A 23,599-nucleotide genomic window follows, 5' to 3' on the forward strand; every position below is an offset into this window, starting at 1 on the left:
GGATGACTTCGGACGGCGTGTTACACTGCAAGCGATGTCGAATCCAGCCCGCCACTTGTAATTCTTGATGACGCCGTTGGCCGGCGCACAGCTGCCTCATGCTAGGGTGCGCATCGAATCATCAAGCCGACCCAGTAAGGAGACGGTCATGGGCCGCGTTCTTGTTTGGCTGATCACCGCGATATCATTTCTCGCCCTTTCGCATCAGCCGGCCGCCTCGGAGCCGAAGCACGCCATCGCCATGCAGGGCGAACCGGCGCTGCCGCCCGACTACACGCATTTCGACTACGTCAATCCGGATGCGCCGAAGGGTGGCTCGATCACCTATTGCGTCGTCGGCAGTTTCGACAACCTCAATCCCTTCATCCTCAAGAGCCTGCGCACGACGGCGCGCGGCATGATGGACCAAAACTACGGCAATCTCGTCTTCGAGCCGCTGATGCAGCGCAACTACGATGAGCCTTTCAGCCTGTACGGCTTGCTTGCCGACACCGCCGACATGGATCCCGAGCGCAAGAGCATCGAATTCCATCTGAACCCGAAAGCCAAATGGTCGGACGGTGAGCCGGTGACGCCGGAGGATGTGCTGTTCACCTATGATGTCTATACCGACAAGGGTCGACCGCCCTACAGCGCGCGGATGAGCCTGATCGCCAAGCTGGAAAAGACCGGCGACCACAGTGTCCGTTTCACCTTCAACGACAAGGCCAATCGTGAGACGCCGTTGATCATTGCGCTGACGCCGATCCTGCCGAAACATGCCATCAACAAGGAGACCTTCGACAAGACGACGCTGAAGCCGCTGATCGGCAGCGGGCCCTACACCGTTGCGCAGGTACAGCCTGGACAACGCATCGTTTTCAAGCGCAATCCGGACTATTGGGGCAAGGACATCCCCGCCAAGCGCGGTTTCGACAATTACGACCAGATCACCATCGAGTATTTCCTCAACGCCAACGCCAAGCTCGAAGCGTTCAAGAAAGGCCTTTGCGCCATCGACGACGACAGCGATCCGGTCAAGCGCGAGCGCGATCTCGATTTTCCGGCCTTCCACAAGGGCGATGTGGTTGCCGAAACCTTCGACACCGGCATTCCGCCCGTGGTGACCGGTTTCCTGTTCAACATGCGGCTGCAGAAATTCGCCAACCCTGTGGTGCGGCGTGCACTCGGCATGCTCTACGACTTCGAATGGGCCAACAAGAACCTGTTCGGCGGCAAATATGCGCGCGCGATGAGTTACTGGCAGAATTCCGAGCTTTCCGCGCTCGGCCACCCGGCCGACGACAGGGAAAAAGCCCTTCTGGCGCCCTACCCCGGCCGCGTACCGGCCGATGTCATGGACGGCACGTACCGGCCACCGGTCACCGACGGGTCAGGGCAGGATCGCAAAGTGCTGAAAGCGGCCTTCGATCTCTTGAAAAGCATCGGCTATCATGTGCAGGACGGGACAATGCTCGATCCCGACGGCAAACCCTTCGGCTTCGAGATTCTGGTCGCTTCGCAGGATGAGGAGCGTCTTGCCGGCATCTACCAGCGCACGCTGGAGAAGATCGGCATCGATGTGACGATTCGCAGCCTCGACGGCGACCAGATCCAGTCGCGCAAGCAGCGCTTCGATTTCGAGGCTTTGATCGGTTCGAGTGGCTTCAACAATTCGTTGTCGCCAGGCATCGAACAGCTAGGACGCTGGGGATCCGAGGCGGCCAAGGCCGAAGGGTCGTTCAACCTGGCCGGGGTCGCCGATCCGGCGGTGGACGCGGCGATCGACGCGATGCTGCGAGCCCGGTCGAAAGAAGATTACGTCGCCGCCGTCCGCGTGCTCGACCGGTTGCTGATCTCCGGCAATTACATGGTGCCGACGCAGTACAACACGCAGCAATGGATTGCCTACTGGAACTATCTGGAACATCCGCAAAAGACGCCCATATTTGGGTATCAACTGCCAAGCTGGTGGCGCAAGCCGAACTGAAGATTCAGGAGATCGAGATGGGCGAGCTGAACGCCATCACCGTCGACGTGGTGTCCGACGTCGTCTGCCCATGGTGCTTCATCGGTCAGAAGCGGCTAGACAAGGCGATATCAGCTGTCGGCGATACCGAGGTGCATGTCCGCTGGCGGCCGTTCCAGCTCGACCCGACCATTCCGCCGCGGGGCAAGGATCGGCACGAGTACATGCTGGCCAAATTCGGCAGCGACGAGCGCATTCGCGAAATTCATGCCCGCATCGAACCGCTGGGCGAAGCCGAAGGCATTTCCTTCGCCTTCGACGCCATCAAGGTGGCGCCGAACACGCTCGATGCGCACCGCCTGATCCGCTGGGCGGGTGTCGCCGGCGACGCCGTGCAGAACAGGCTGGTGCGCCGCCTGTTCCAGCTCAATTTCGAGGAAGGCGCTGACATCGGCGACCACACAGTGCTGGTCGAAGCCGCGCGCGAGGCCGGCATGGATGCATCCGTGGTTGCCACGCTCTTGCCGACCGAGGCCGATGTCGAGGCGGTCCGCACCGAGATCGCCACCGCGTCGCGCATGGGCATATCAGGCGTGCCGTGCTTCCTGCTCGAGGGCAAATACGCGGTCATGGGCGCGCAGGACGTCGACACCCTGGCCGATGCCATCCGTCAGGTGGCGGCTGCCAAGGCGCGCGGCGAATTGGAAAAGGTCGGCTGAGGCCAACCACCCTCCTGCGCTCCTGCGCATGCGACAAGAGCAGACGTCACTTCACCGTCACCTTGGCCTTGCTGATAAAAAATCCGTGGCCGTTTGTGGCCGTGCAGGTCAGCCCCTTGGTCGATGACTGGCACGAGAACGGCCCGGCGCTCCAGCTGTTGCCGTAGGCGAGCCTGGTGACATCGCTGCAGCAAGGTTGCTCGCCGGGGTTCTTGATCAGTGTCGCCGGACCCTTGGGGCCCAGGATGATGGTGACATAGCTCGGCTCGACGCGTGAGCAACTGAGTTCCGGGCCGCCGTCCTGTGGCTGATAGGTGCTGGTGCCGCCCTTCGCCGTGTAGATGCAGCCGATGTTGCCGGACGGCGTGTTGAACTCGATCTGGCCCTCGGCGCCCGCCGGAATGCTCTGTTCGGCAGCATGCGCCAGGGGCAGCCAGGCGAAGAGGGCCAGGATTGCGGCCGCGCGTACGAGCATTGGGAAGCTTCCTTGCTTGGAGAACCGGACATGCATTGGTGCCGACAGGACCCGGCAAGGTTCAATCCCGAACCAAGGAATTGTCAAACGCGTTTCCGGATCTGACCAGGGTGGAATGCCGCCCCGCGCGGGTGACGACCTGGTGAATCATGTTCGTTTCGAGATCGGCGAAGCGGTGATCGACAGACGCCGCTGCAACGACCATTTCCAGTCACTTTTCAGCCTCCGACAAGGCAGGACGGCAAGCCTGGCGAGAGCGCGAACGGCGCATTTTCGGTGATTCCGGTCCGTCCCCGATGAGGAAATTTACCACTCCATGAGATTTTCAAGTTCACAAAACTGTGTGGAAGGCTTCCCCAAGGGAAGCTTCTCCGACAGCCCGCTCGAGCCAACAACGTTTTGAAATCAATGGCGATATTCCGTTTCTTCCGATCGGTTTGAGAGCCTTGCACTCCTGCAATCTGTTGCCTCAGCGCAACGGCTACCAGGGTAATCCCTTTGGCCAGCTTTAAAAATTAATAGAAAATGATCAATTGGTGTTACCATCCGTAACAAAACAAAAAAGGTTTGGGCGGGATCGTGATTCGGGTCGTTAGACCATCGCAAGAGTCAGTACCGGAAAAAACACCTCGCGATGCCGCAAGGCCATCGCTTCTGACGCCGGTATCGTCGATGCGCAGCTTCTGGGGCCTGATGCGGGCTTACTGGGTCTCGGACCGGTGGAAGGAAGCCTGGACTCTGACGCTGGTGATCGCGCTGCTCACGGCGCTGTCCAGCAAGGCCGGAGTCTGGTTCGCCGAAGCCTCCGGCGAGCTGGTCAACTCGATCGCCTTCTTCCACGATGCCGCCAACACCACCCCGCTTCACACGCTGCTGGTCAATGCCGGCATCCTCGTGATGCTGGTCGTGCTCAAGGACGCTGGCTTTACCGGCATCCGCAATCTTGTCTCGGCGACATTGCACCGCAAATGGCGCGGCTGGCTGGACAGCCGCTTCAACGAGGCATTGCTGGACACCAACCATACGCATTTTCATGCCCAGCACGCGTCGACCGGCAGCGGCACGCCCGCGCCCGACAACATCGACCAGCGCGTCCAGGAATCCATCAAGGACATGACCGGCGGCGCCATCGGGCTTGCCATGGGCGTATTCAGTGTCTTCACCTCGTTCTACTTTGTTGGCGGCGCATTGCTGAAAAACTCGGTGGAGGTGAAGGGACTTGAGTTCTTGGGAAGCTATGGCAGCGCCGCCCTTGCTCTGCTGGCGGTCGCCATTTACGTCCCCTTTAACACATGGATTGCGGTCAAGCTCGGCGGCCTGCTCGAGCGCCTCAACGTCAGGATGCAACAAGCCGAAGGCAGCTATCGCGGCGAGCTGACGACGTTCCTGCGCCGCAGCTTCCATGTTGCGGCGTCTCAGGGCGAAGGCGTGCAGAGGACCATGCATGGCCGGCTCTATGTCGATATCGACGGCACATGGACGCGGCTGAACATCGTCAACACCATCTACATGTCGTTCGAGCTGATCTACAATTTCATCGGCGCCCGCGTTGTCGCCTACGGACCCGGCCTGGTGCCATTCATCCACAACGGTCTCGATCTCAAGGGCTACATAACCGGCTCCGAGCTGGTCAATTCGCTGATCGGCCAATGTTCGTGGTTCATCCACGTCATGCCGGCCATCGCCACGCTGCGTGCCAACAGCCAGCGCGTGACCGAACTCGCGGAGGCGATCGAGAATGTCCAGCACCCGCAGGAGTTCTACAGCCAGACCGGTCGCTCCGATTTCCACTACGCCAGCCAGAACCCGGTTTTCGGCCTGACCATCCAGAAGCTCGAACTGGCGCATCAGGGCGAGGACGCGACGCCTTTCCTCAGCGCCGCCAATTTGCGCTTCCGGCGTGGCGAGTGGACCTTCCTGAAGGGCGAGTCCGGTTGCGGCAAGACCTCGCTGATCAAGGCGATCAACGGCCTGTGGCCCTATGGCCATGGCACCATCGTCTTCCCCGAGGGGGTGAAGAGTTTCTATGCCGCCCAGGAGGTCAAGCTGCAGCCGGTATCGCTGAAACAGCTGGTCTGCCTGCCGGGCTCCGAGCACGGTCATAGCGACGCGCAGGTCGCGGCGGCGCTGTACAAGGCCGGCCTTGGCGACTTCATCTCGCATTTGGCCGAAGGAAGCCGTGAAGGCAAAAGCTGGGACCAGGTTCTGTCGGGCGGCCAGAAACAGAAGCTGGTGGTGGCACGCATCGTGCTGCAGCAGCCAGGGCTGCTGTTCCTCGACGAGGCGACCGGCGCGCTCGATCCGGAGGGCAAGATTGCCTTCCATCAGGCGATCAAGGACAACTGTCCCGATGTCACGGTGATCAGCGTCATGCACGAGGCGGTGGCGCCGAGATCGCAGACCGGCAGCGAATTCTATCACAGCATCGTCGCGATCGCCGACGGCGTCGCCACCAAGAAGCCCCTGGTTCCGACCCTGCCTGTCGAACTCACCACCATTCTCGCCCAGCCAAGGCCGGTCGAGGACAAGTGGCTGCGCTTCTCGCGCCGGCTGAAGCAGAAATAACGACGCTTCAACCTCGGTCAAACAGGTTCATGCCGCGGCCCGTGATCACAGTGTCGCGATCGAAGCCGTTCGGCCCCGTTTTCCGTCCTCACTGCGATTGACTCGGCAAGGCGCGCTCCTATGTTGCGCCCGCTTGCAGATAGTCAAACGCGAACCCGCAAGCGGAAAGGTCACCGCGCCATGCCTGGCGACAGTCACAGTCGAACGCAACCGCCGTCCGCCTAGACGTGACCTCACATGGTTCACGTCCTGCCGGGCGGCAAGGAGTGAGCCATGAACGAATTTGCCCCGGTGGCGAGCGACGAAGCCGTCGCAGTCGCCCGTATCCTAGCCAACGATCACGTCGCCGACATTGTCGAGGCCCTGAACAGGGAGCCGCGAGAAACCGCGACGGAACTGCTTTGTGAAGTGACGTTCGAGCGGCTGGTCGAAATCTTCGATCAGCCTGAACTCGACAGCGCGTCCGAGCTCATGGAGGCGCTGCCGCGCGCCAAGGCGGGCAAGCTGCTCACCGCCATGTCGGTCGACCGCGCCGCCGACATCCTGCGCGAGCTTGAGGAACCGGCCCGTTCCGAGCTGCTCGGCGGGCTTGCACCACCGCTGCGTGCCACGCTGCTTGCCATTCTCGGCTATCCCCAAGGCAGCGCCGCATCGATCATGACGACGGAATTCGTCAGCGTGCCCTCGGACTGGACCGTAGGCCGCACGCTCGACTACATCCGCAAGGTCGAGCGGACGCGCGAAACCGTCTACGCGATTTACATCGTCGATCCGCAAACGCATCTCCTGGTGCGGTCGACCGGCCTGCGCCGGCTGATCACCGGTGAGCCGGAGGACTCGATCATGACCGTGGCGCCGGATCGCGCACCGGTGACGGTCTCCCCGCTGACCGATCGCGAGACCCTGGCGCAGACGATCTCGAAATACGACCTGCTTGCCGTCCCGGTCGTCGACCACGGCAAGATCCTCGGCATCGTCACCATCGACGACATCATCGACACGATGATCGAGGAGACGACCGAGGACGCGCATCGTTTCGGCGGCATGGAGGCGCTCGACGAGCCGTACATGAAGATGAGCTTCCTCGCCATGATCAAGAAGCGCGGCGGCTGGCTGTGCGCGCTGTTCATCAGCGAGATGCTGACGGCCAACGCCATGCAGAGCTACGAGGGCGAGCTGGAAAAGGCGATCGTGCTGACGCTGTTCATCCCGCTGATCATGAGTTCCGGCGGCAATTCCGGATCGCAGGCGACCTCGCTGGTCATCCGGGCGATGGCGTTGCGCGAGATCGGGCTTGGCGACTGGTGGCGGGTGGCGCTGCGCGAGCTGCCCACCGGCCTCGTTCTCGGCGCCATGCTTGGCGTGGTCGGCATCTGCCGCATCGCGCTCTGGCAATATATGGGCTTCTACGACTATGGCCCGCACTGGCCGCTGATCGCCACCACGGTCGGCGCGGCACTGGTCGGCATCGTCACCTTCGGCTCGCTGTCGGGGTCGATGCTGCCGTTTGCCTTGAAACGCATCGGCTTTGATCCGGCCAGCGCATCGGCTCCGTTCGTCGCCACGCTGGTCGATGTCACCGGGCTGGTGATCTATTTCTCGGTGGCGCTGGTGATCCTGCGCGGCACGCTGCTGTAGCAGCTCCCCTATTCTCCGCCGCCGGCAGCAACGGCCGGCGGTGGGGTTCGCCCTGCCCGTCTCAGGCCTGCCGGCCATAGATCGCGTCGCGCAGTGCATCGGGGAAGGCGCCCACCATGCCGGCGATCGCCGTGTTGGTCAGGGCGACCACCGTCAGGTCCAATTTCGGATCCACGAACCGGGAATGACCGTACACGCCGCCCCAGCGCCATGTGCCGGCGGCCTGGGGCGTCGACGCGGCAATCGGGTCGCGCAGGACGCCAAATCCGAGACCCCAGCCCCAGCCGGGTATGGTGGTTTCCAGGCCCGCTATCGCGTCCGTGGTCATCGCCGCGGCCGTTTCCGGGCGGATAGCGGGCCCACCTCCGGCGCGCAGCGCCTCGAGCAGCTTGAGGACATCGCCAGCCAAGCCGTTCATGCCGGTGCCGCCTGAGGCGAAGGAAGCGAGGGAGAAGACACGCCCCGGCGAGAATGAGATGGCGCCGTCGCCGAAGGGCACGCGATGGTGCTCGCCCATCGCGATGGCCTTGTCGGGTCCATCGGCGTAAGGCGTCACCAGCCGTGATCGATCGCGCACGACAAAGGCTGCGTCATCCATTCCAAGCGGCTGGACGACCAGGCGATCGATCAGCTCCGGCAGGGTGGCGCCAGTGGCTCTCGCCATGGCCTCGCCCAGCACATCCATCGCCACCGAATAGCCCCAGCCTGTTCCCGGTGCACAGGACAGCGGCACCGAGGCGATGCGGCTGAGATTCTCGGTCATGGAAAGGCCCGGCTGGTCGAGGCCGTCGGAGACCCCGGCGCGATGGTAGGGTCCGTCGGCCGCCTCGCGGAAACCATAGGTCAGGCCAGCGGTGTGCGTCAGCAGCTGTCGGATGGTGATGACGGGCTCGCTGCCATCCGCCAGCTTCGGCCGGAATTCAGGGATGAACTTCGTTATGGGATCATCGAGGCCGATCGCACCGGCTTCGACAAGAGCAAGGGCCGCTGTCGCGACGACGGGTTTGGTGACCGACGCCAGCCGGAAGATCGCGTCCGCCGTCATCGGTTTCTTCGATTCGCGGTCGGCAAAGCCGGCGGCGCGGCTGTAAAGGATCTCGCCGCGTCGGGCGACAAGGATCACGGCGCCGACGATGCGCTCCGGCTCGATGGCCCTGTCGACAACCTGATCGACGCGTCGGCCAAAGTCATGGTCGAGGGGCGCGGGAGCGGTGGTTGCGTGCATTGATTGCTCCCTTGACGACGAGCGAACCGGCGACAGGCGAAAGCTCAGACGCGCTGGCCGTTCTTCACGTGGTAGGTCGGCTTGTACATGGTGACCAGTTCTTCCGCCGCTGTCGGATGCACCGCCATCGTGCGGTCGAAATCATCCTTGGTCAGGCCGGCTTTCAGCGGAATGCCGAGAAGCTGCGCCATCTCGCCGGCATCCGGCCCCAGTATGTGCGCGCCGAGCACTCTCTTCGACGCGCCATCGACCACCAGCTTCATCAGCATCTTCTCGTCGCGACCGGATAGCGTGTGCCGCATCGGCCGGAACGTGGCGCGGTAGATCTCGATGTCGGGGAAGCGTTTGACGGCATCGTCTTCCGACAGGCCGACCGTGCCGATTTCGGGCTGTGAAAAGACGGCAGTCGCGATCGTCTCGTGGTCGGGCGCCGTCGGATTTCCCTTGAAGGCGGTTTCGATGAAACACATCGCCTCGTGGATCGCCACCGGCGTCAGCTGCACGCGGTTGGTGACGTCGCCGATCGCCCAGATGTTGTCGATGTTGGTGCGCGAGTATTGGTCGACCGCGATCGCGCCGGTCTTGGTCATCTCTAGGCCGATGCCTTCCAGGCCCATATTCTCGGTGTTGGGGATGCGGCCGATGGCCAGCATCACCTGGTCGACCGTCAGCACCTTGCCGCCGGTGACGAGCGCGTCGAGCCGGCCGTCCGGCCGCTTGCGGATCCATTCGGACACGGAATGGCAGAGGATCTTGATCCCCTTCTTTTCCATCGTCTCGTGCAGCATGCGCCGCAGATCCATGTCGAACCGGCTGAGGATCTCCTTGCCGCGGTAGACAAGGGTGGTGTCGACGCCGAGGCCGTGGAAAATGTTGGCGAACTCAACGGCGATGTAGCCGCCGCCTTCGATCATGATTGCCTTGGGCAGCTTCTTGAGATCGAAAGCCTCGTTGGAAAAGATGCAATGTTCGTGACCGGGCAGCGCCGGATGCGCCGCCGGGCGGCCGCCGGTGGCGATCAGGATCTGGTCGGCGGTGACGGCGCGATCCTCGCCCAGGAGATGCACGACATGCGGATCGATGATCATGGCGCGCGAGTGAAAGGCCTCGCCGCCGGCGCCCTCGACATTCCTCTTGTAGATCGCCTCCAGCCGGCTGATCTCGCGATCCTTGTTGGCGACCAGCGTCTGCCAGTCGAAACTGGCCTCCGGCACCGTCCAGCCATAGCCGGCGGCGTCGGCAAAATGCTCGGGAAATTGCGAGGCATAGACATAGAGCTTTTTCGGCACGCAGCCCCTGATGACGCAGGTGCCGCCATAGCGGTACTCCTCGGCGATGCCGACGCGCTTGCCGAGTGCCGCCGCCACGCGCGCCGCCCTCACCCCGCCCGAGCCGCCGCCGATGACGAAAAGATCGTAGTCGTAACCGGCCATGGAGCGGCTCCTCAAGCTTCAGAAATCCAGAGACAGGTAGGCTGCCAGGCAGCAAAAGAAAAGCCCGGACAAGCCGGGCTTCATCGATGGCCGCAAGGCCGTTTGGAAACGCAGGATCAGTTCTGCGTGTCGTCTGCCGGGGCCGAACCGTCGGCGGGTGCGGCACCATCCGCAGGTGCTGCTCCGTCTGCCGGCGCTGCCGCATCGGCAGGTGCTGCCGGCGCCGGCGCCTTTGCCTTGGCGGCCGCGGCCAGCGTTTCGCCGACCTGCTGGGCGAGATCGCGGGCGAGGCCGTTCTGCCAGATGTCGGCTGCCTTCACCAGTTCGCGCGTCACGATCGGACCGCTGTCCAACAGCTTCTTGCCCGAATCGGAACTGTAGAAGGCGGCGATGTCGGTCAGTTCCTTTTCGGAGAACACTTTTGCGTAGGCGAGTGCTGCTTCCTTCTCGAGGTCGGCGCGGCGCGAGGCCAGCCCCAGCGCCTTCTCGTTGATGGTCTTGCCGATCAGCTCCTGCATGTCCGGGTTCTTCTGGATCAGCTGCGATTCGAGCGCGGCCGCGGCCTGCGGCAGGATGTTGTCGAACGGGTCGGTGGCGTGGATCGCCGTGACCGCCGCGCGGGCGGCCTTCAGGTGCGAGTCCGTGACATCCTGCGAAAACGCCGGCGAAGAGAAGGCCAAAACAGCCGAAGCCGCCAGAACGGCGCAAAGGCTGCGAACCCGGTTATGCAACATCATGATCGGTAGAACTCCCTGGTTTTCGGGCGGCATGGACAGTTTGGATACCGTCGCCGCCGGCGATGATGGCCGCTGACGCCAGCCCGATGAAAAGACCATGCTCGACCACGCCCGGAATGGCGTGGAGAGCATTCGAAAGCGCTCTTGTATCCGGAATGCGGCCAAAAGATGCATCGAGGATAAAATGGCCGCCGTCTGTAACAAAAGCCTGGTCCCCCGTCATCCTCAATATGACCGGACCGGCAAGACCGAGCTTTTCAGCCGCGGCGCCAATCGCGATTTCGGTGGCGCGCAGACCGAACTTATTGACTTCGATCGGCAGTGGAAAACGGCCGAGCGTCTCGACCATCTTGGACCGGTCGGCAATGACGATCATGCGCTGGGACGCGGCTGCGACGATCTTCTCGCGCAGCAGCGCGCCGCCGCCGCCCTTGATCAGGGTCAGCTCCGGGTCGACCTCGTCGGCGCCATCGACGGTGAGGTCGAGCTGCGGCGTTTCCTCCAGCGTCGACAGCGGCACGCCAAGCTCGCGGCAGAGCGACGCGGTGCGCTCCGAAGTCGGCACGCCGATGATGGTCATGCCGGTGGCAACCTTCTTGGCAAGCAGCCGCACGAACTCTTCGGCGGTGGTGCCGGTGCCGATGCCGAGCCGCATGCCGTCGCTCACATGGGCGAGTGCTGCCCTTGCGGCTTCGACCTTCAACTGTCTTGCATCCATGTCGGTTATTGCCCCGGAAATTCGCTGCCGGGCTCGTAGCATTTTTGCCGGCGGGGTCAAAGCCCTTGGCGGTGGCCTGCTGCCGTTGGCGAGAGGCATGTTGTGCACGCGCGGACAGTGAGCGCGGGCAGCCCGATAGGAATTTTTTCTTGACCTGGTGACGGCAGCTATGGTAGATATTTGTCCATGGTGCTGATTTGCGCCAACGACCCGCCGCCCTGGCGGGTTTTTCATGTCTGGCGACTCGCCGCGAAATGTCCGGCCCCTAGGCCTGCCTGGGCGAGCTTTGCCAAGCCGGCTTGCCTTGACGCGCCGCAGCCTTTATCGCCTCCCCCTTGTACAAATCTGCGCAGGACAGACCATGACTCGCCCGATCATCGTGTTCGACCTCGACGGTACGCTGGTCGATACAGCGCCGGACCTGCTCGACAGCCTGAACCACAGCCTTGCCGCCAGCCACATCGCGGCGGTCGACGAGGCCGGCTTCAAGCGCTATGTCGGTCACGGCGGCCGTGTGATGATCGAGCGAGCGCACGCAGCGCAGCAGCGATCGCTCGATGTCGACGAACACGACCGGCTGCTGAAGCTTTTCCTCGACCACTACACCGACAACATCCCCGGCAAATCGCGCCCCTACCCCGGTGTCATCGAGGCGATCGCGCGTTTCGAGAATGCCGGCTATCTCCTGGCCATCTGCACCAACAAATACGAAGCCAACTCGCTGGCGCTGATCGAGGCGCTCGGCCTGACCAGGCACTTCGCCGCAATCGCCGGACAGGACACGTTCGCATTCCGCAAGCCCGACCCGCGCCATCTCATCGAGACCATCAAGCTGGCCGGCGGCGACCCGCACCGCGCCCTGATGGTCGGCGATTCGCAGACCGACATCGACACCGCCAAGGCCGCCGGCATTCCGGTGGTGGCGGTCGATTTCGGCTACACCGACCGCCATGTGCGGGAGTTCGAGCCTTCCGCGGTGATCTCGCATTTCGACGCGCTGACGCTCGATCTGTCGCAAAGGCTGATTGCCGCAGCGGGATAGTGACGGGAAAGCGGCCGGGCGTCACGTCGGAAACAGGCCCGAAAGGGCGACAATCCGATCTGTGCCGGAACGCCGGACACTGCCTTGACTTCCCGCACCTGCCTCCCTTATATCGCGGCTCGCTTGGCCTTCGGGCAACGAGCGGGCGATTAGCTCAGCGGGAGAGCACACCCTTCACACGGGTGGGGTCGCAGGTTCAATCCCTGCATCGCCCACCAAACTCCGTACCGCAGTCGATTTGCGGCTGCCTCAATCGCCGATCAAAATCTTCCACCAACGCCCTGAAAGCGTCGTTCATCAGTTTGGCCCCGGCCTTCCCATCAGGATGTCGATAACACAACGGCGTGCCCGACCCGCTTGTCGCCATGGTGGTGAAGCGATGTCTGGTGGAGATGCGCCGGTCGAGCCGCGATCAGCGCTTCATCGAGTGCAGGATGGCCTGCATGTGCTCTTCCAGGTCGAGTTCACCCCGAGCCTCAGCGGTCAACAGGTACTCGGCCTTAGCCCGGCGATCGCCTCGGCTGATCGCCGGATAGGAGCAGATGGCCAGCAATGCTTCCTGTTCAACCCGGTCTGCCCTCTTGCGTTCGTGGCTGCTGCTGCCGGCTTGATGAACAACCCTGTGAAGCCCGACATAGCTGGCTTCATGGGCTCCGATCAGCGCCCGCAATTCGGGTGAGGCCCCTTCCCCTTCAGAAAACGCCGGTTCAACGACCGAGGCCACGGCGGCGAACGCAAGAAGTGTACGGCGGGTGACTTCGGGCATGCCTCATATCCCTGCTGTCTGATCATGAAGGCACACCATAGCACCGGCGCAACGGTTCGGAGAGATGCCCTGGGACGCGACCACGCTGTCTGCTGACAAAACTGTCTGCTGACAAAATGTATTCGCTCCCGCAGCCCGCCCTCCTCGGGCCGACTGGTTGAGGGCCTTGAAAACCGGATGCGCGCAGCGCGATGGGCCCCCACCCCTCACCCCCGCCTGCCGATTAGCCCGGGGCGGAGCGATCGGTGGGACGACAACATCGCCCGCCGGGTGCCTTCGCGCTGTCAACAGCACCCCGGCGCCAAGTGTGGCCTTAAGTCGCAACAACTGGCTTCCCAAAGCAGGGCCTCGGGGCTTCATCGACGCCGCGACCAACACCATATGGTGATCCATAGCCCTCCAAAACGAGAGAAGCTCGCCTTGACGCTGTCGCACTGCGGCCGTCAGCCGGCAATGGCCATTAACCAGGAACCTGAAAACCATGCCTGAAAAAATCAGACCAACTTCGAGAGACGTCCCCCTCATTCAGCTGGGCGTCTATCAGTGCCGCTTCCCGGTGAGCGAAGACGCGTCAGTACCCGGCGGTTACCGTTTTTGTGCCGGGCCAACTTCGCAGGATCGTGTCTATTGCGATCACCACCACAGCATCGTGACCGCCGTCGACCCTCGTCGAACCCGTTCAGGCCTCCACCCCGCTCAACGACGCGCCGCATAGGTTACGTTTTGGTGGGCTAAGTGCTCCGCGCGCTGGCGGTGGGGCTATTGCGTCGGCCCTCAAATCTCTTTTGCAATTCGGCGACCAATTTCAGTCAACGAAGCGCGACCTGTCAGACTTGAGGACGGCCTCAGCGAAGTCGGGCATTTCCAGACCTTGGCGCACCTGGGCATCAAGAGCCTGCTCGGCCGCCCTGACGGCGGCTAGCCGCGCCAGCACTGTCTCAGCCGCCAGGCGTGGCACCACGGCGACGCCATCGCGGTCGCCGACCAGTATGTCTCCCGGCGAGATAGTCACGCCTCCCAACACCACCGGAAATCCGACAGTGCCTGGACCATTGCGCGCCGGCGCGTTCGCGATGATCCCGGCACAGTAAATCGGCAGCCCGACAGCCTCGATTCCGACAACACGCGGACGAGGCCGTCCGTGATGAAGACGCGAAAATGGCCGGAAATCAGGCTCGGAAAGTGCCGACACCAAGGTAGCGTCCCAACGTCCGCCCATCTCTGTGCTATATTGCAATTTCAACACGCACAGGAAGTGTGTGCCGAACACGGGCTGGAGCCGGAAGTACCGCCGCGCTTTCGTTACTGGATTGACCCGGGAGGAGGATCAAGCATGTCTGACCGCGCCGACGTAGGCCCTCTGCAACTGGGTGAACGAGCGCCCAATTTCGTACTCGACGCAATTACTCGCGAGGGCAAGGTAGCTATCGACGATTTCCGCGGCGAGAAGCCAGTGCTGGTTGGGCTGTATCGAGGTCTGCATTGTCCGTTTTGCAGGCGTCATATCGCGACGGTTTCGCTGCTCACACCAGCCCTTAACGCAAAGGGCATCGAAACCCTCACGGTGGTGAACACGCCCATCGAGCGGGCGCGCCTTTATCTCCGCTACCATCCGATGGTTGGCTTGCTTGCTGCATCCGATCCGGAGCGCGTTTCACACCGCGCCTTTGGATTGCCCAATATGGAAATAACCGAGGGCGAGAGCGCACTGCCGCACAAGGTCTCAATGAGCGATGTGAAGGCGATGCGGCTCAACGTGCCAGGCGAAATGCCTGAGCCGATGGATCCGTTTGCCACGCTCGAATATCTGAACAAAAAAGACAATTACGATATCACTGAAGCGGACCAGCAAATGATGGCGACCGGCGTGGGCCAGCTCATGGGCCAGTTCCTGCTCGACCGCGACGGCGTCGTTCGCTGGACGTTCTCCGAAGTTTTCGATGGCGGCTTGGGCGCCCACCCGAACTCTGAGGCGATGATGTCGGTCGCGTCGCATATTGGTCAGTAGCGGCGCAGTGCGCTGAGCGGGTGCACGGATAGCAGGTGTTATGCAACCCGTTGGTTCGAGCCGGGGTCGACGCGCATCGGCGCGAAGCGTTTCCCCCAGTCGTCGATGCTGATTTGGCTATCGGTGGTGGGCGTCCGGAATGGCTTGCGATCGCGACGGGAACCGCTATGAGCGCGTGTTGCACTTCCTTGGCATGGCCGCTCTGAGTCTTTAGGCTGAATCCGCAAACACACGACGAAGGATCGAGGGACTTGGTCGATCTCGACACCCACATTGCAAATGCTGCGCTTGATCGCAGTTCCCCGCGAGTCGTCGCGGTTCTTACAACACGGAACGAAGAACGGTTCGTCGCCGGATGTCTCGAGAACCTCTTTCGTCAAGGCGTGCAGGTCTACGTCTGCGACAATCAGTCGACGGACCGAACGCTTGAGATTGTCCAGCGCTACCGCGGGGCCGGATTGATAGGAGTCGAAAGCATCCCGCATAACGGCTGGTATTGCTGGGAGGACCTTCTTCGTCGCAAAGAGGAACTCTTTCAGTCGCTCGAAGCAGACTGGTTCATGCACCTTGACGCTGACGAGATCCACCTTCCGCCGACTTCGCACTCATCGTTGGTCTCCGCCATTGCGGCGGCCGACGCACTCGGCTGCAACGCGATCGAGTTTTCCGAGTTCACGTTCATTCCAACGCGGGAAGCCCCCAATCACGACAATCTCAATTATCAAGACACGCTGCGCACCTACTACCCGTTCCGGCCGTCCTCCCCACACTGCGTCCGTGCGTACAAGAAACAGGACGGCCCCATGGAGATTGCGTGGTCAGGCGGCCATCGCGTACGCTTCGGGGGTCCGGTGAGGCTCTACCCCGAGCGTTTTCGCATGAAGCATTATCTGTTCCTGAGCGCAGAGCACGCCGCGCGCAAATATGCTGGCCGCCGATACCTGAGCGAGGAGGTCATTGATCTTGGTTGGCACGGATGGCGACCCCGCTTGCGATCAGAGGATATCCGGCTGCCGGACGCTACCCAGGTGCGCGCCACTGTCACGGACGACGATCTGGACGAGGCCAATCCATGGTCGGCGCACTGGCTCGAGCGGTACGCCTCGTGAGCGATGTACGCCTCCCCCGCATCCTGGCGATCGCTGACCGACCCGGCTGGGCGATCGATCGCAAGACCCAAAATCTCCGGCGCGTGCTGGCAAGAAAGTTCGAGATCGTCCAACGATTTCAGCATGATGTGACTGAGTCCGACGTAGACGCGGCGGACATCGTGCTGATCTTCTATTGGCTCGAGATCGCGAAGCTGCCCCTGCCGGAATCGGTCCTCGCCCGGCGGTCTGACAGGCTGGTCATCGGGATCTGCAGCCACGCAGAGCTGGAGGGCGAATTCCGCGAGCGCGGGCTCGCTACCCTGAACCGGCTGGCGCGCGCCGTCTTTGTCAACAATCGGCGGCTCGAGCGCGAATACGCTCCTCTACTGCGTGTTCCGGTCCACTACACGCCCAATGGAGTCGACACGACATTCTTTTGTCCGCCACAAGAACCACAACCCTGTTCTGACGAGCTCCGCGTCGGATGGGCGGGAAGTCTCGGCAACCATGGTCCGGCACATCGCGGCTTCCACGACGTCATTGAGCCCGCGGTCGCTGCCGTGCCGGGCGCGCGACTACTGACTGCCATTCGGGAGCAACACTGGCGTAGCCATGACGAGATGCTCGACTTCTATCGGGATCTCGACGTTTATGTCTGCGCCAGTCGCAGCGAAGGCACTCCCAATCCTTGCCTGGAGGCGGCGGCGTGCGGTGTCCCCGTGGTGACGACCCGTGTGGGCAACATGCCCGAGCTGATTAGGGATGGCGACAACGGGCTGTTCTTCGATGGAACTGCGGAGGGGCTTGCGAACAAGCTCGCCCTGTTGCGGGGCACGCCATCGCTCCGGTCGCGGATGGCCGTCCGCATGATCGAGACGATCCGAGAGTGGGATTGGAGCGTGCAGGCGGAGAACTACGCGCACATGTTTACCTCGTTGCTCACCGCAGGCGGAACGGTCGAGCCTGTGAGATGTGCAGCTTCAGACGTGCCCTGCCAAACCTGACCTTTGTAGCGCCATTCGAGATTTCCCGGACCCTTGCTCTCTTCCCATACCTCGCTCAGCAAGGTTGACGAGGCGGCACGGCCGAACGACCTGGCCGGTTCCCGGGTTTGCTGGGTCCCGATGATGCCGAAAAGGGGCATCTGCCCAGCCGCACGGAATTTTCTGTTTTGCAGCTATGTCGCTCGAGGGGCCGGGGCTTCATCGGGCACTCGTCTCACCGGCCATTTGCCCGACAGGTCGCTGACCGCTTCGTACGTCAGCCACTGATGCGTAGTCGCAGTAATGGAAGGTGGCGAGATAGCCGGGAACTGCGCGCATGAACTCCTGTTGATGGGTCCAAGCTCTGCACTCGGCCATCGAGGTCATGGGTTTCACCTGGGGGAGCCTGACTAGCTCCCCCTGGTTGGTCAGATGGATTGTGACAGCGATAGCGGCGGACATGGCGCGGTCATCCATCGACTTGAGGCTGGCGACACAATAATCGTCGGGGTTGGGACGGGCGTCGTCTGAGGCAACCTCGTTGACATGGTCAGGGCCACAGAACCTCGCGATGCGGGAATCCGCTTTTGCAGCCGTTTGCCCTGCCAAAAGACAAGCGAGAGCGATGACGAACCTGGTCCGCTTCATGTCAGCCTCCGTCCCATCCAGTGCTGCTTGGATCGCTTGGAGGCGACGGCCGAATGGGCTATGCTAGGAAGCGCGCCAAGAGGGTGAAATGTCCCGAACGGCCCCTGAAATTGACCCGAAATCTGCTGAAACGGTCACGTTCCGCGGTTTTGTTTTTCTTGCGAACAGCAACGAACTCCGAACCGTGGAAGGCAAAGCGGTCAATCTTCGCAGCCAGTCCGTCGAGGTGCTCTCCGTGCTCGCGGCGCGACCGGGCGAAATCGTGTCCAAGGATGCGATCATGCAGGCGGTTTGGCCCGATACCTTCGTGACCGAAGACAGCCTCACTCAATGCATTGCCGATATTCGCCGCGCATTGGGCGACGCCGCGCACGTGATCGTGGAAACCGTCCCACGGAGAGGCTACCGACTGAATGCCGATCCGTCGGACGCGGCGGACCCAAACGCCGCAGCCGGCACGGAACGTGCCAAGACACGATTCTCGCAGCGCGGCTTCATTCTTGCTGCAATCGTTCTCTTCGCTGTCGCGATTGGCGCATACTACGGCGCGGAAGCATGGCGAGCCGCTCCCGTTCGTTCGAGCGACATGCCCAGGATTGCGATCCTTCCCTTCGACGACATGAGTACCGGCGCGGATAAGGGATATCTCAGCGATGCCGTCGCCGAGGGGATTATCACCGAGCTTTCGCGGAGCAAGACTTATGCCGTCATCGCCCGGAACTCGAGCTTCAGGTACCGCGACCAGCCGGTCGACACCAGGCAGATCGGAGATGAACTCGGCGTCGACTACCTGCTCGAAGGCAGCCAGCAGAAGGTCGGAGATCGGCTGAAAGTGACCGCCCAGTTGCTGAATGCGCATGACGGATCACATGTCTGGGCCAACTCTTACAACCGGGAGATTGCCGATCTTTTCGTCGTCCAGGAGGAAATCATCCGAACGCTTGCGGATCGGGTCGGAGTAAGGATCGAGCGACCTTTGCCAGAGAGCGGTGCCGCCCGGGTCAGCGCGCTCCGCTATTACCTGATGGGGAGAGCCGCCAAAGAGGATTTCTCTTTAGCGGGGAACGAGCGGCTACGGCAGTTCAGCCTCAAGGCGATCGAAGCGGATCCGAACTCGCAGTTCGGCTACATCGGGATGGCCTGGTCCTATCGCAATGACTCGGTATTCTGGCACAAGCAGGAAAATGACCCCGACGAGGCGTTGAAGCGCGCCGCCGAATACGCCGACAAGGCTATCCTGCTCGCTCCGGACGATGCCAACGCGCACTTTGCCCGCGCCCAAATCCACTCCGAAGCCGGAGAGGTCGAGCAAGCCATTGCGCGGTACGATCGGGCGATCGTCCTGAACCCCAGCGACCCGAATATCCTCGTCCACAGTGCGGGCGTGCTGCTGAATGTTGGCCGCATCGACGAAGCGATCGATCGGATCGAGCTGGCCATGGGCATCGATCCTTTCTATCCTGACTGGTTCAACTGGCAGATGGGCTGGGCGCTCTACGAAAAGCATGATTGCGGGGCTGCGCTAACGGCGATGCGGAAAATGTCCAGAATCCCGAGCGGCGCACACCGAATGCTTGCGGGGATCCACGCCTGCCTGGGCAACCAGCGGGAGGCGAAGGAGGCGCTTGCGGTTTTCCTCAAAGACTCGCCCGGCGACTCCATCAGCAAACAACGCAAGCAGTGGGAGAAGAATTACACCGCCCCCGGAGCCCTCGATCGCTGGATCGGACACATGCGGTTCGCGGGCTTGCCGGAGTGACGGCTGACCGTATGCGGCCCGGCAGAAGTCCGATTGGCCGCAAAGAACCGTTGAAGCCTTTGTGTTGTGGGCGGACTGGATGGCCATCCCATTCCAGTTGCGGAACAAACCGGCATGGCAGCGAGTTTCTGTCCGACGAAACTTTGAGGGAAAGCCATGTCCAGATTTCTGCTGGCGACAAGCGTCGCCGTTCTTCTCGCCGGCGGGCCGGCCCTTGCCGCGGACGATGCTGCGCTGCCGCCGCCCAATGCCAAGAAGCTGTCGGAGATCCTCGCCAAGGTCGAGCAGCGCGACGGCTTTCGCTATGTGAAAGAGGTCGACTGGGACAGCGGCGCTTACGTCGTCACCTACTACACGTCGGACAAGGCGAAGGTCGAAATCACCTACGACCCTGTGACCGCCGAGCCAAAATAAAGGTTCGTCGGCAGACATCCTGTCCCTTTGCGGATGCGCCGGCCCGCTCTTCGCGCATTCTCAATGGCCAGCGGGTCCTCGCCTAAAATTGTCCACTCTCGGCGTATGATGTCGAAGTCAAGGCGCTGAGCGCGCCTTGGGGTGTTGGCTTGGGGGCACACATGCGATCTTCCGTTCGACCCTGTTTTTTGGCTGTGCTCGCGACCATCCTGGCCTGCGGCATCCTCGGGACTGCTTCGGCGCGGGCCGATGGACCGTCCTTCGACTGCCGCAAGGCAAGCCTGCCGGCGGAAAGGGCGATCTGTGCCGATCCGCAGCTGTCGGCCATCGATCTGCTGGTCTCCAGGGCGTTCAAGGATTTCGAGCCGGCGTTCGGCGGCGACAAGCGCAAGATAGCCCGCGGGCTGATTGCCGACCGCAATGCCTGCGGGGGCGATACCGCCTGCATCGTCAGTGCTCTGAACAACGCGCTGCAAACCTATGGCAATGCGCCGTCATGGGTGCAGGACTACAACATCGCGTTGATCGGCAAGAAGGCGCTGGAAACCGCCGCGCGGAACCCGGACGGGACCGATCAACCCCTGCCCTCGGCAATCGGACAATGCGCGTCCACGCATATCAAGACGCTGACCACGCGGCTTGGCGACGATCCGCTGGAAACGGCCAGTCCGGATGCAGGCAGTGCCGCGACATTCACCAATGACGGCGGTGCCGTCTCCTATGATCGAGAACCTGGCCTAGCCGCCTCGAAGGTCGGCGAACCGGTCGAGATGTGTCTGATCTCGATTCCCAGGGATTGTCCCAAGGACGATGAGCGTGGCCGCGTCTACTACGGCATCGATCTCGCCGTCAAAGGATCATGGGCGCTGCCGGACTCCGAGCATCTGTGTGGCGGCGCCTGAGCAGCCCGCTTCGCGTTCCGCGACGGCCTGCCAAGGAGCGGGTAGTGCATCAGTTTGAAATTTGAGGGCCTTGACGCGGCCGTCGCCTTCGGACGTTGGCTCATATATGCTTAGCGGAACGCATGGGAGGGAAGGATGCGTGTCACAAGCCTGTTTTTCCTATTGGCCGGCCTCACGATGCCAATTGCAGCCTTCGCTCAAGGCGAAGTCTCGGTCGAACGAGGGTTGCAGGTATCAATCATCGGCGGTTGTCACGATTGCCATACCGAAGGCTACAGCGAAACAGAAGGCAAGATTGATCCTGAAAAGGCTTTAATGGGCAGCTCGGTCGGTTGGCGCGGTCCCTGGGGCACGACCTATGCGACCAATCTTCGGATAGATGCTTCGGTAATGACCGAGCGTGGATTCGTAGGGATGCTGAAGCGCATTAGAACGTCTCCGCCGATGCCCTGGTACAATCTCCGAGCGATGGAGGAGAGCGATATGCAATCGCTCTATCAATACATTAGGTCGCTCGGCAAACACGGGAAGCCGGCCCCGAGCCGCATTCGCTCTGATAAGGAGCCGACGACGCCGTACGTTCAACTTGTGCCACCCCAAATGCCGAGGAACTGACAAATATGTCCAGAGCCTAGCGAAGAACGCCGCCCGGCAAAAAGCGCAGCGTCAGATTTCAAGCTGACCTACCACGAAGGCGCGCCTCCCCTTGCGTCAGTCCCGCTTTGATGGCTGACTGGACGCTTGGGCGCCGCATGGGGGATGGGCATGGCGACGGCGAAGCACGTGCTGAAGCGCATACTGATGATGTTGGCCGGCTACCTGGTGGCGGTTCTGGTGGGCTTGATCGCGGTCGCGGCGATCTACGCCGCGCTCAGTTCCCTGCCCAACGCGCCCAGCTATTTCGACGTCATGGGCGTCTCGCCGATAGCGGTCCTGGTGGTGCCGCCGCTCGGCCTGTTCGTCTATTTCCTGACCATAGTCGTGACCGCGCTGCAGACGCTCATCTTCGCGCTGATTGCCGAGCTCTTTTCGTTGCGCAACGTCCTGTTGCACATGGTCTTCGGTGCCGCGGCCGCCGCCGCCGGTTTCGTCCTGATCTGGCCAAGTTCAGCGGAGGACATGGACCCCGAGCGCTGGGCCGACATCGGCATCATCGCCGCTGCCGGCCTTGTCGCCGGATTGGTCTATTGGCTGATCGCCGGGCGGGACGCCGGCTTCCGGCGACCGCTGTTGCAGCGTTAGCTCAACTCGACGGTGAGCGAACCGCTTCGGTGGCGTCCAGGGCCTGCTTCAGCCGCGAATCGCGATCGTAGACGTCGCCGAAATATTCAACCTTGCCGGACATGTCAGGCCAGGCGGTGAAATAGGCGACATAGACCGGGATCTTGCGTGTCACATCCTCGGTCGAATGCCCGTGCTTCAGCTTCTCGGCGATATAGTCGACCGAGGTACCGAGCACCGCCGCCGCCATGCCGCGCGGATCCTGCAGCCGCACGCAGCCATGGCTGAGCGCGCGCATGTCCTGCTTGAAGAACGACTTCTGCGGGGTGTCGTGCATGTAGATCGCATGCTTGTTGGGGAACAGTATCTTCAGCTCGCCCAGCGCATTGGCCTCGCTCGGCTGCTGGCGCACGCTGTAGGGAATGTTGGCGCCATAAGCGCCCCAGTTGACCGCGGACGACGGGATGCGCTTGCCACGCGAGTCGGTCACCTCGTAGCCGGCCCGGTCGAGATAGCCGGGATCATTGCGCAATCTGGGCAGCATCTCGTTGACGATGATCGACTGGGGCACGCCCCAATAAGGATGGAAATCGACCTGCTTGATCTGGTCGTAGAAGAAGGCAGTCTGGTTGGTGGTCCGGCCGACGACAACGCGCGTCTTCAGCTTTTCCTCGCCATTGTCGATATAGCTCGCGGTGAAGGCCGGCTGGTTGATGAAGACACGCGGGCTGCCGAGGTCGGAGGGCAGCCAGCGCAGTTCCTCCAGCGCCACTTCCACCTTCAGCAGCTTGTCGGCCTTGGAGGTCCCGGCCAGCGTCGCGACGGTGCGCGGACCGATGACGCCGTCACCCTTCATGCCTGCCTTCTGCTGCACAGCCTTGATGATTGGAACCAGTTCCGGGTCATAGACTTGGCTGGTGGCCAGCCTGGACAGGACTTCGCCATAGGCGCCGCCCATCTCGTCGTCGAGATTGCGTGCGATCAAGGTCAGCAGCTTCGGCAATTCCGGGCTGGTTTCGCCCGGCTTCAGCAACAGCTTGGGGTCGACGACGATTTCGTTCTCGGCGCTGGCCTGCAGGGACTCCAGTTCGACACGCAGCGCCTGGTATTCCGCATTCTGCGGATGCCGCGATTCAAGGTAGGTGCGCACTTCCTGGGTGTGCGCCAGCGTTTTCAGCACGCCCACCAGGTCGATCGGCTTGGCCGGAAAATCATAGTAGCCGGTCATGCGGTTGGGCTCAACGCGGCCGTTCTGCGCATCATGGGCATAGCGCAGCACGCGGGCCGACAGCGCCATCTCGAAGCGG

Annotated in this window: 22 protein-coding genes, 1 tRNA gene and 1 pseudogene; 15 read left to right on the forward strand and 9 right to left on the reverse strand. The window is 62.2% G+C overall.

Features of this window, described 5'->3' with window-relative positions; translation table 11 throughout:
* Positions 1 to 148 precede the first annotated feature (148 nt).
* Together ACFSOZ_RS12905 and ACFSOZ_RS12910 are read left to right on the forward strand one after the other, a co-directional pair.
* Positions 149 to 1,969: an extracellular solute-binding protein gene (locus tag ACFSOZ_RS12905; protein ID WP_379098055.1), complete on the forward strand. Its 1,821-nt coding sequence runs from the start codon at positions 149 to 151 to the stop codon at positions 1,967 to 1,969.
* Between the two features lie 17 nt (positions 1,970 to 1,986).
* Positions 1,987 to 2,667 carry a DsbA family oxidoreductase gene (locus tag ACFSOZ_RS12910; protein ID WP_379098057.1) on the forward strand — a complete coding sequence of 227 codons (681 nt, stop codon included), beginning with the start codon at positions 1,987 to 1,989 and terminating at the stop codon, positions 2,665 to 2,667.
* 46 nt (positions 2,668 to 2,713) lie between these two features.
* Here ACFSOZ_RS12910 and ACFSOZ_RS12915 read toward each other — a convergent pair whose 3' ends face one another.
* The gene (locus ACFSOZ_RS12915; protein ID WP_379098060.1) at positions 2,714 to 3,142 is read right to left on the reverse strand and encodes a hypothetical protein; all 429 of its coding nucleotides are present in this window, start codon (positions 3,140 to 3,142) and stop codon (positions 2,714 to 2,716) included.
* A 672-nt stretch (positions 3,143 to 3,814) separates the two neighbouring features.
* Between ACFSOZ_RS12915 and ACFSOZ_RS12920 the strand changes: the two genes are divergently transcribed.
* The gene (locus ACFSOZ_RS12920; RefSeq protein ID WP_379098062.1) at positions 3,815 to 5,707 is read left to right on the forward strand and encodes an ABC transporter ATP-binding protein/permease; all 1,893 of its coding nucleotides are present in this window, start codon (positions 3,815 to 3,817) and stop codon (positions 5,705 to 5,707) included.
* 273 nt (positions 5,708 to 5,980) lie between these two features.
* A complete protein-coding gene (gene mgtE / locus ACFSOZ_RS12925) occupies positions 5,981 to 7,345 on the forward strand; it encodes a magnesium transporter (RefSeq protein ID WP_379098065.1) in 1,365 nt (454 codons plus the stop codon).
* Between the two features lie 61 nt (positions 7,346 to 7,406).
* On the opposite strand, the gene ACFSOZ_RS12930 is transcribed toward mgtE, so the two are convergent.
* From ACFSOZ_RS12930 to rpiA, 4 genes are all read right to left on the reverse strand, one after another.
* A complete protein-coding gene (locus ACFSOZ_RS12930; RefSeq protein WP_379098068.1) occupies positions 7,407 to 8,570 on the reverse strand; it encodes a serine hydrolase domain-containing protein in 1,164 nt (387 codons plus the stop codon).
* 44 nt (positions 8,571 to 8,614) lie between these two features.
* Positions 8,615 to 10,003, reverse strand: a complete 1,389-nt coding sequence (gor, locus tag ACFSOZ_RS12935; RefSeq protein WP_379098071.1) for a glutathione-disulfide reductase — start codon at positions 10,001 to 10,003, stop codon at positions 8,615 to 8,617.
* Between the two features lie 116 nt (positions 10,004 to 10,119).
* Complete coding sequence (locus ACFSOZ_RS12940; RefSeq protein WP_379098074.1) at positions 10,120 to 10,740, reverse strand: DUF2059 domain-containing protein; 621 nt, start codon at positions 10,738 to 10,740, stop codon at positions 10,120 to 10,122.
* Positions 10,727 to 11,458, reverse strand: coding sequence for a ribose-5-phosphate isomerase RpiA (rpiA, locus tag ACFSOZ_RS12945; protein ID WP_379098077.1), 732 nt, complete (start codon positions 11,456 to 11,458; stop codon positions 10,727 to 10,729). Before rpiA ends, ACFSOZ_RS12940 begins: the two co-directional genes overlap by 14 nt.
* A 361-nt stretch (positions 11,459 to 11,819) precedes the next feature.
* Between rpiA and ACFSOZ_RS12950 the strand changes: the two genes are divergently transcribed.
* Both ACFSOZ_RS12950 and ACFSOZ_RS12955 read left to right on the forward strand, forming a co-directional pair.
* On the forward strand, positions 11,820 to 12,500 hold the full coding sequence (locus ACFSOZ_RS12950; protein WP_379098080.1) for a phosphoglycolate phosphatase: 681 nt from the start codon (positions 11,820 to 11,822) through the stop codon (positions 12,498 to 12,500).
* 143 nt (positions 12,501 to 12,643) lie between these two features.
* A tRNA-Val gene (locus ACFSOZ_RS12955) sits at positions 12,644 to 12,718 on the forward strand.
* Positions 12,719 to 12,912: 194 nt separating this feature from the next.
* Here the strand turns inward: ACFSOZ_RS12955 and ACFSOZ_RS12960 are convergent.
* Positions 12,913 to 13,266 carry a hypothetical protein gene (locus tag ACFSOZ_RS12960; protein WP_379098083.1) on the reverse strand — a complete coding sequence of 118 codons (354 nt, stop codon included), beginning with the start codon at positions 13,264 to 13,266 and terminating at the stop codon, positions 12,913 to 12,915.
* 457 nt (positions 13,267 to 13,723) lie between these two features.
* Here ACFSOZ_RS12960 and ACFSOZ_RS12965 point away from each other — a divergent pair.
* Positions 13,724 to 13,981 (forward strand): annotated as a pseudogene (locus ACFSOZ_RS12965) (GcrA family cell cycle regulator); the annotation flags it as partial.
* A gap of 90 nt (positions 13,982 to 14,071) precedes the next feature.
* On the opposite strand, the gene ACFSOZ_RS12970 reads toward ACFSOZ_RS12965, so the two are convergent.
* Entirely contained in the window at positions 14,072 to 14,485 is a 414-nt protein-coding gene (locus tag ACFSOZ_RS12970) for an RraA family protein (RefSeq protein ID WP_379098200.1), read from the reverse strand.
* Positions 14,486 to 14,599: 114 nt separating this feature from the next.
* Here ACFSOZ_RS12970 and ACFSOZ_RS12975 point away from each other — a divergent pair, with 114 nt between their 5' ends.
* The 3 genes from ACFSOZ_RS12975 (at position 14,600) to ACFSOZ_RS12985 (ending at position 17,369) form a co-directional block, all read left to right on the forward strand.
* The gene (locus ACFSOZ_RS12975; protein WP_379098086.1) at positions 14,600 to 15,274 is read left to right on the forward strand and encodes a peroxiredoxin-like family protein; all 675 of its coding nucleotides are present in this window, start codon (positions 14,600 to 14,602) and stop codon (positions 15,272 to 15,274) included.
* A gap of 251 nt (positions 15,275 to 15,525) precedes the next feature.
* Positions 15,526 to 16,383 carry a glycosyltransferase family 2 protein gene (locus ACFSOZ_RS12980; RefSeq protein WP_379098089.1) on the forward strand — a complete coding sequence of 286 codons (858 nt, stop codon included), beginning with the start codon at positions 15,526 to 15,528 and terminating at the stop codon, positions 16,381 to 16,383.
* Positions 16,347 to 17,369, forward strand: a complete 1,023-nt coding sequence (locus tag ACFSOZ_RS12985) for a glycosyltransferase family 4 protein (RefSeq protein ID WP_379098092.1) — start codon at positions 16,347 to 16,349, stop codon at positions 17,367 to 17,369. The genes ACFSOZ_RS12980 and ACFSOZ_RS12985 overlap by 37 nt, the downstream gene beginning before the upstream one ends.
* A 198-nt stretch (positions 17,370 to 17,567) precedes the next feature.
* On the opposite strand, the gene ACFSOZ_RS12990 is transcribed toward ACFSOZ_RS12985, so the two are convergent.
* Positions 17,568 to 17,996 carry a hypothetical protein gene (locus ACFSOZ_RS12990; RefSeq protein WP_379098095.1) on the reverse strand — a complete coding sequence of 143 codons (429 nt, stop codon included), beginning with the start codon at positions 17,994 to 17,996 and terminating at the stop codon, positions 17,568 to 17,570.
* Between the two features lie 88 nt (positions 17,997 to 18,084).
* Here ACFSOZ_RS12990 and ACFSOZ_RS12995 point away from each other — a divergent pair, with 88 nt between their 5' ends.
* The 5 genes from ACFSOZ_RS12995 (at position 18,085) to ACFSOZ_RS13015 (ending at position 22,313) form a co-directional block, all read left to right on the forward strand.
* Complete coding sequence (locus ACFSOZ_RS12995) at positions 18,085 to 19,755, forward strand: winged helix-turn-helix domain-containing tetratricopeptide repeat protein (protein ID WP_379098098.1); 1,671 nt, start codon at positions 18,085 to 18,087, stop codon at positions 19,753 to 19,755.
* Between the two features lie 156 nt (positions 19,756 to 19,911).
* Entirely contained in the window at positions 19,912 to 20,169 is a 258-nt protein-coding gene (locus tag ACFSOZ_RS13000) for a PepSY domain-containing protein (RefSeq protein ID WP_379098101.1), read from the forward strand.
* 194 nt (positions 20,170 to 20,363) lie between these two features.
* Entirely contained in the window at positions 20,364 to 21,071 is a 708-nt protein-coding gene (locus ACFSOZ_RS13005; protein WP_379098203.1) for a lysozyme inhibitor LprI family protein, read from the forward strand.
* 135 nt (positions 21,072 to 21,206) lie between these two features.
* Positions 21,207 to 21,686 carry a hypothetical protein gene (locus ACFSOZ_RS13010; RefSeq protein ID WP_379098104.1) on the forward strand — a complete coding sequence of 160 codons (480 nt, stop codon included), beginning with the start codon at positions 21,207 to 21,209 and terminating at the stop codon, positions 21,684 to 21,686.
* 144 nt (positions 21,687 to 21,830) lie between these two features.
* Positions 21,831 to 22,313, forward strand: a complete 483-nt coding sequence (locus ACFSOZ_RS13015) for a hypothetical protein (protein ID WP_379098206.1) — start codon at positions 21,831 to 21,833, stop codon at positions 22,311 to 22,313.
* Position 22,314: 1 nt separating this feature from the next.
* Here the strand turns inward: ACFSOZ_RS13015 and ACFSOZ_RS13020 are convergent.
* A partial coding sequence (locus ACFSOZ_RS13020; protein ID WP_379098107.1) for a L,D-transpeptidase family protein occupies positions 22,315 to 23,599 on the reverse strand: 1,285 nt, incomplete at its 5' end.

Source organism: Mesorhizobium newzealandense (genome assembly GCF_042682145.1).
GTDB lineage: Bacteria > Pseudomonadota > Alphaproteobacteria > Rhizobiales > Rhizobiaceae > Mesorhizobium > Mesorhizobium newzealandense.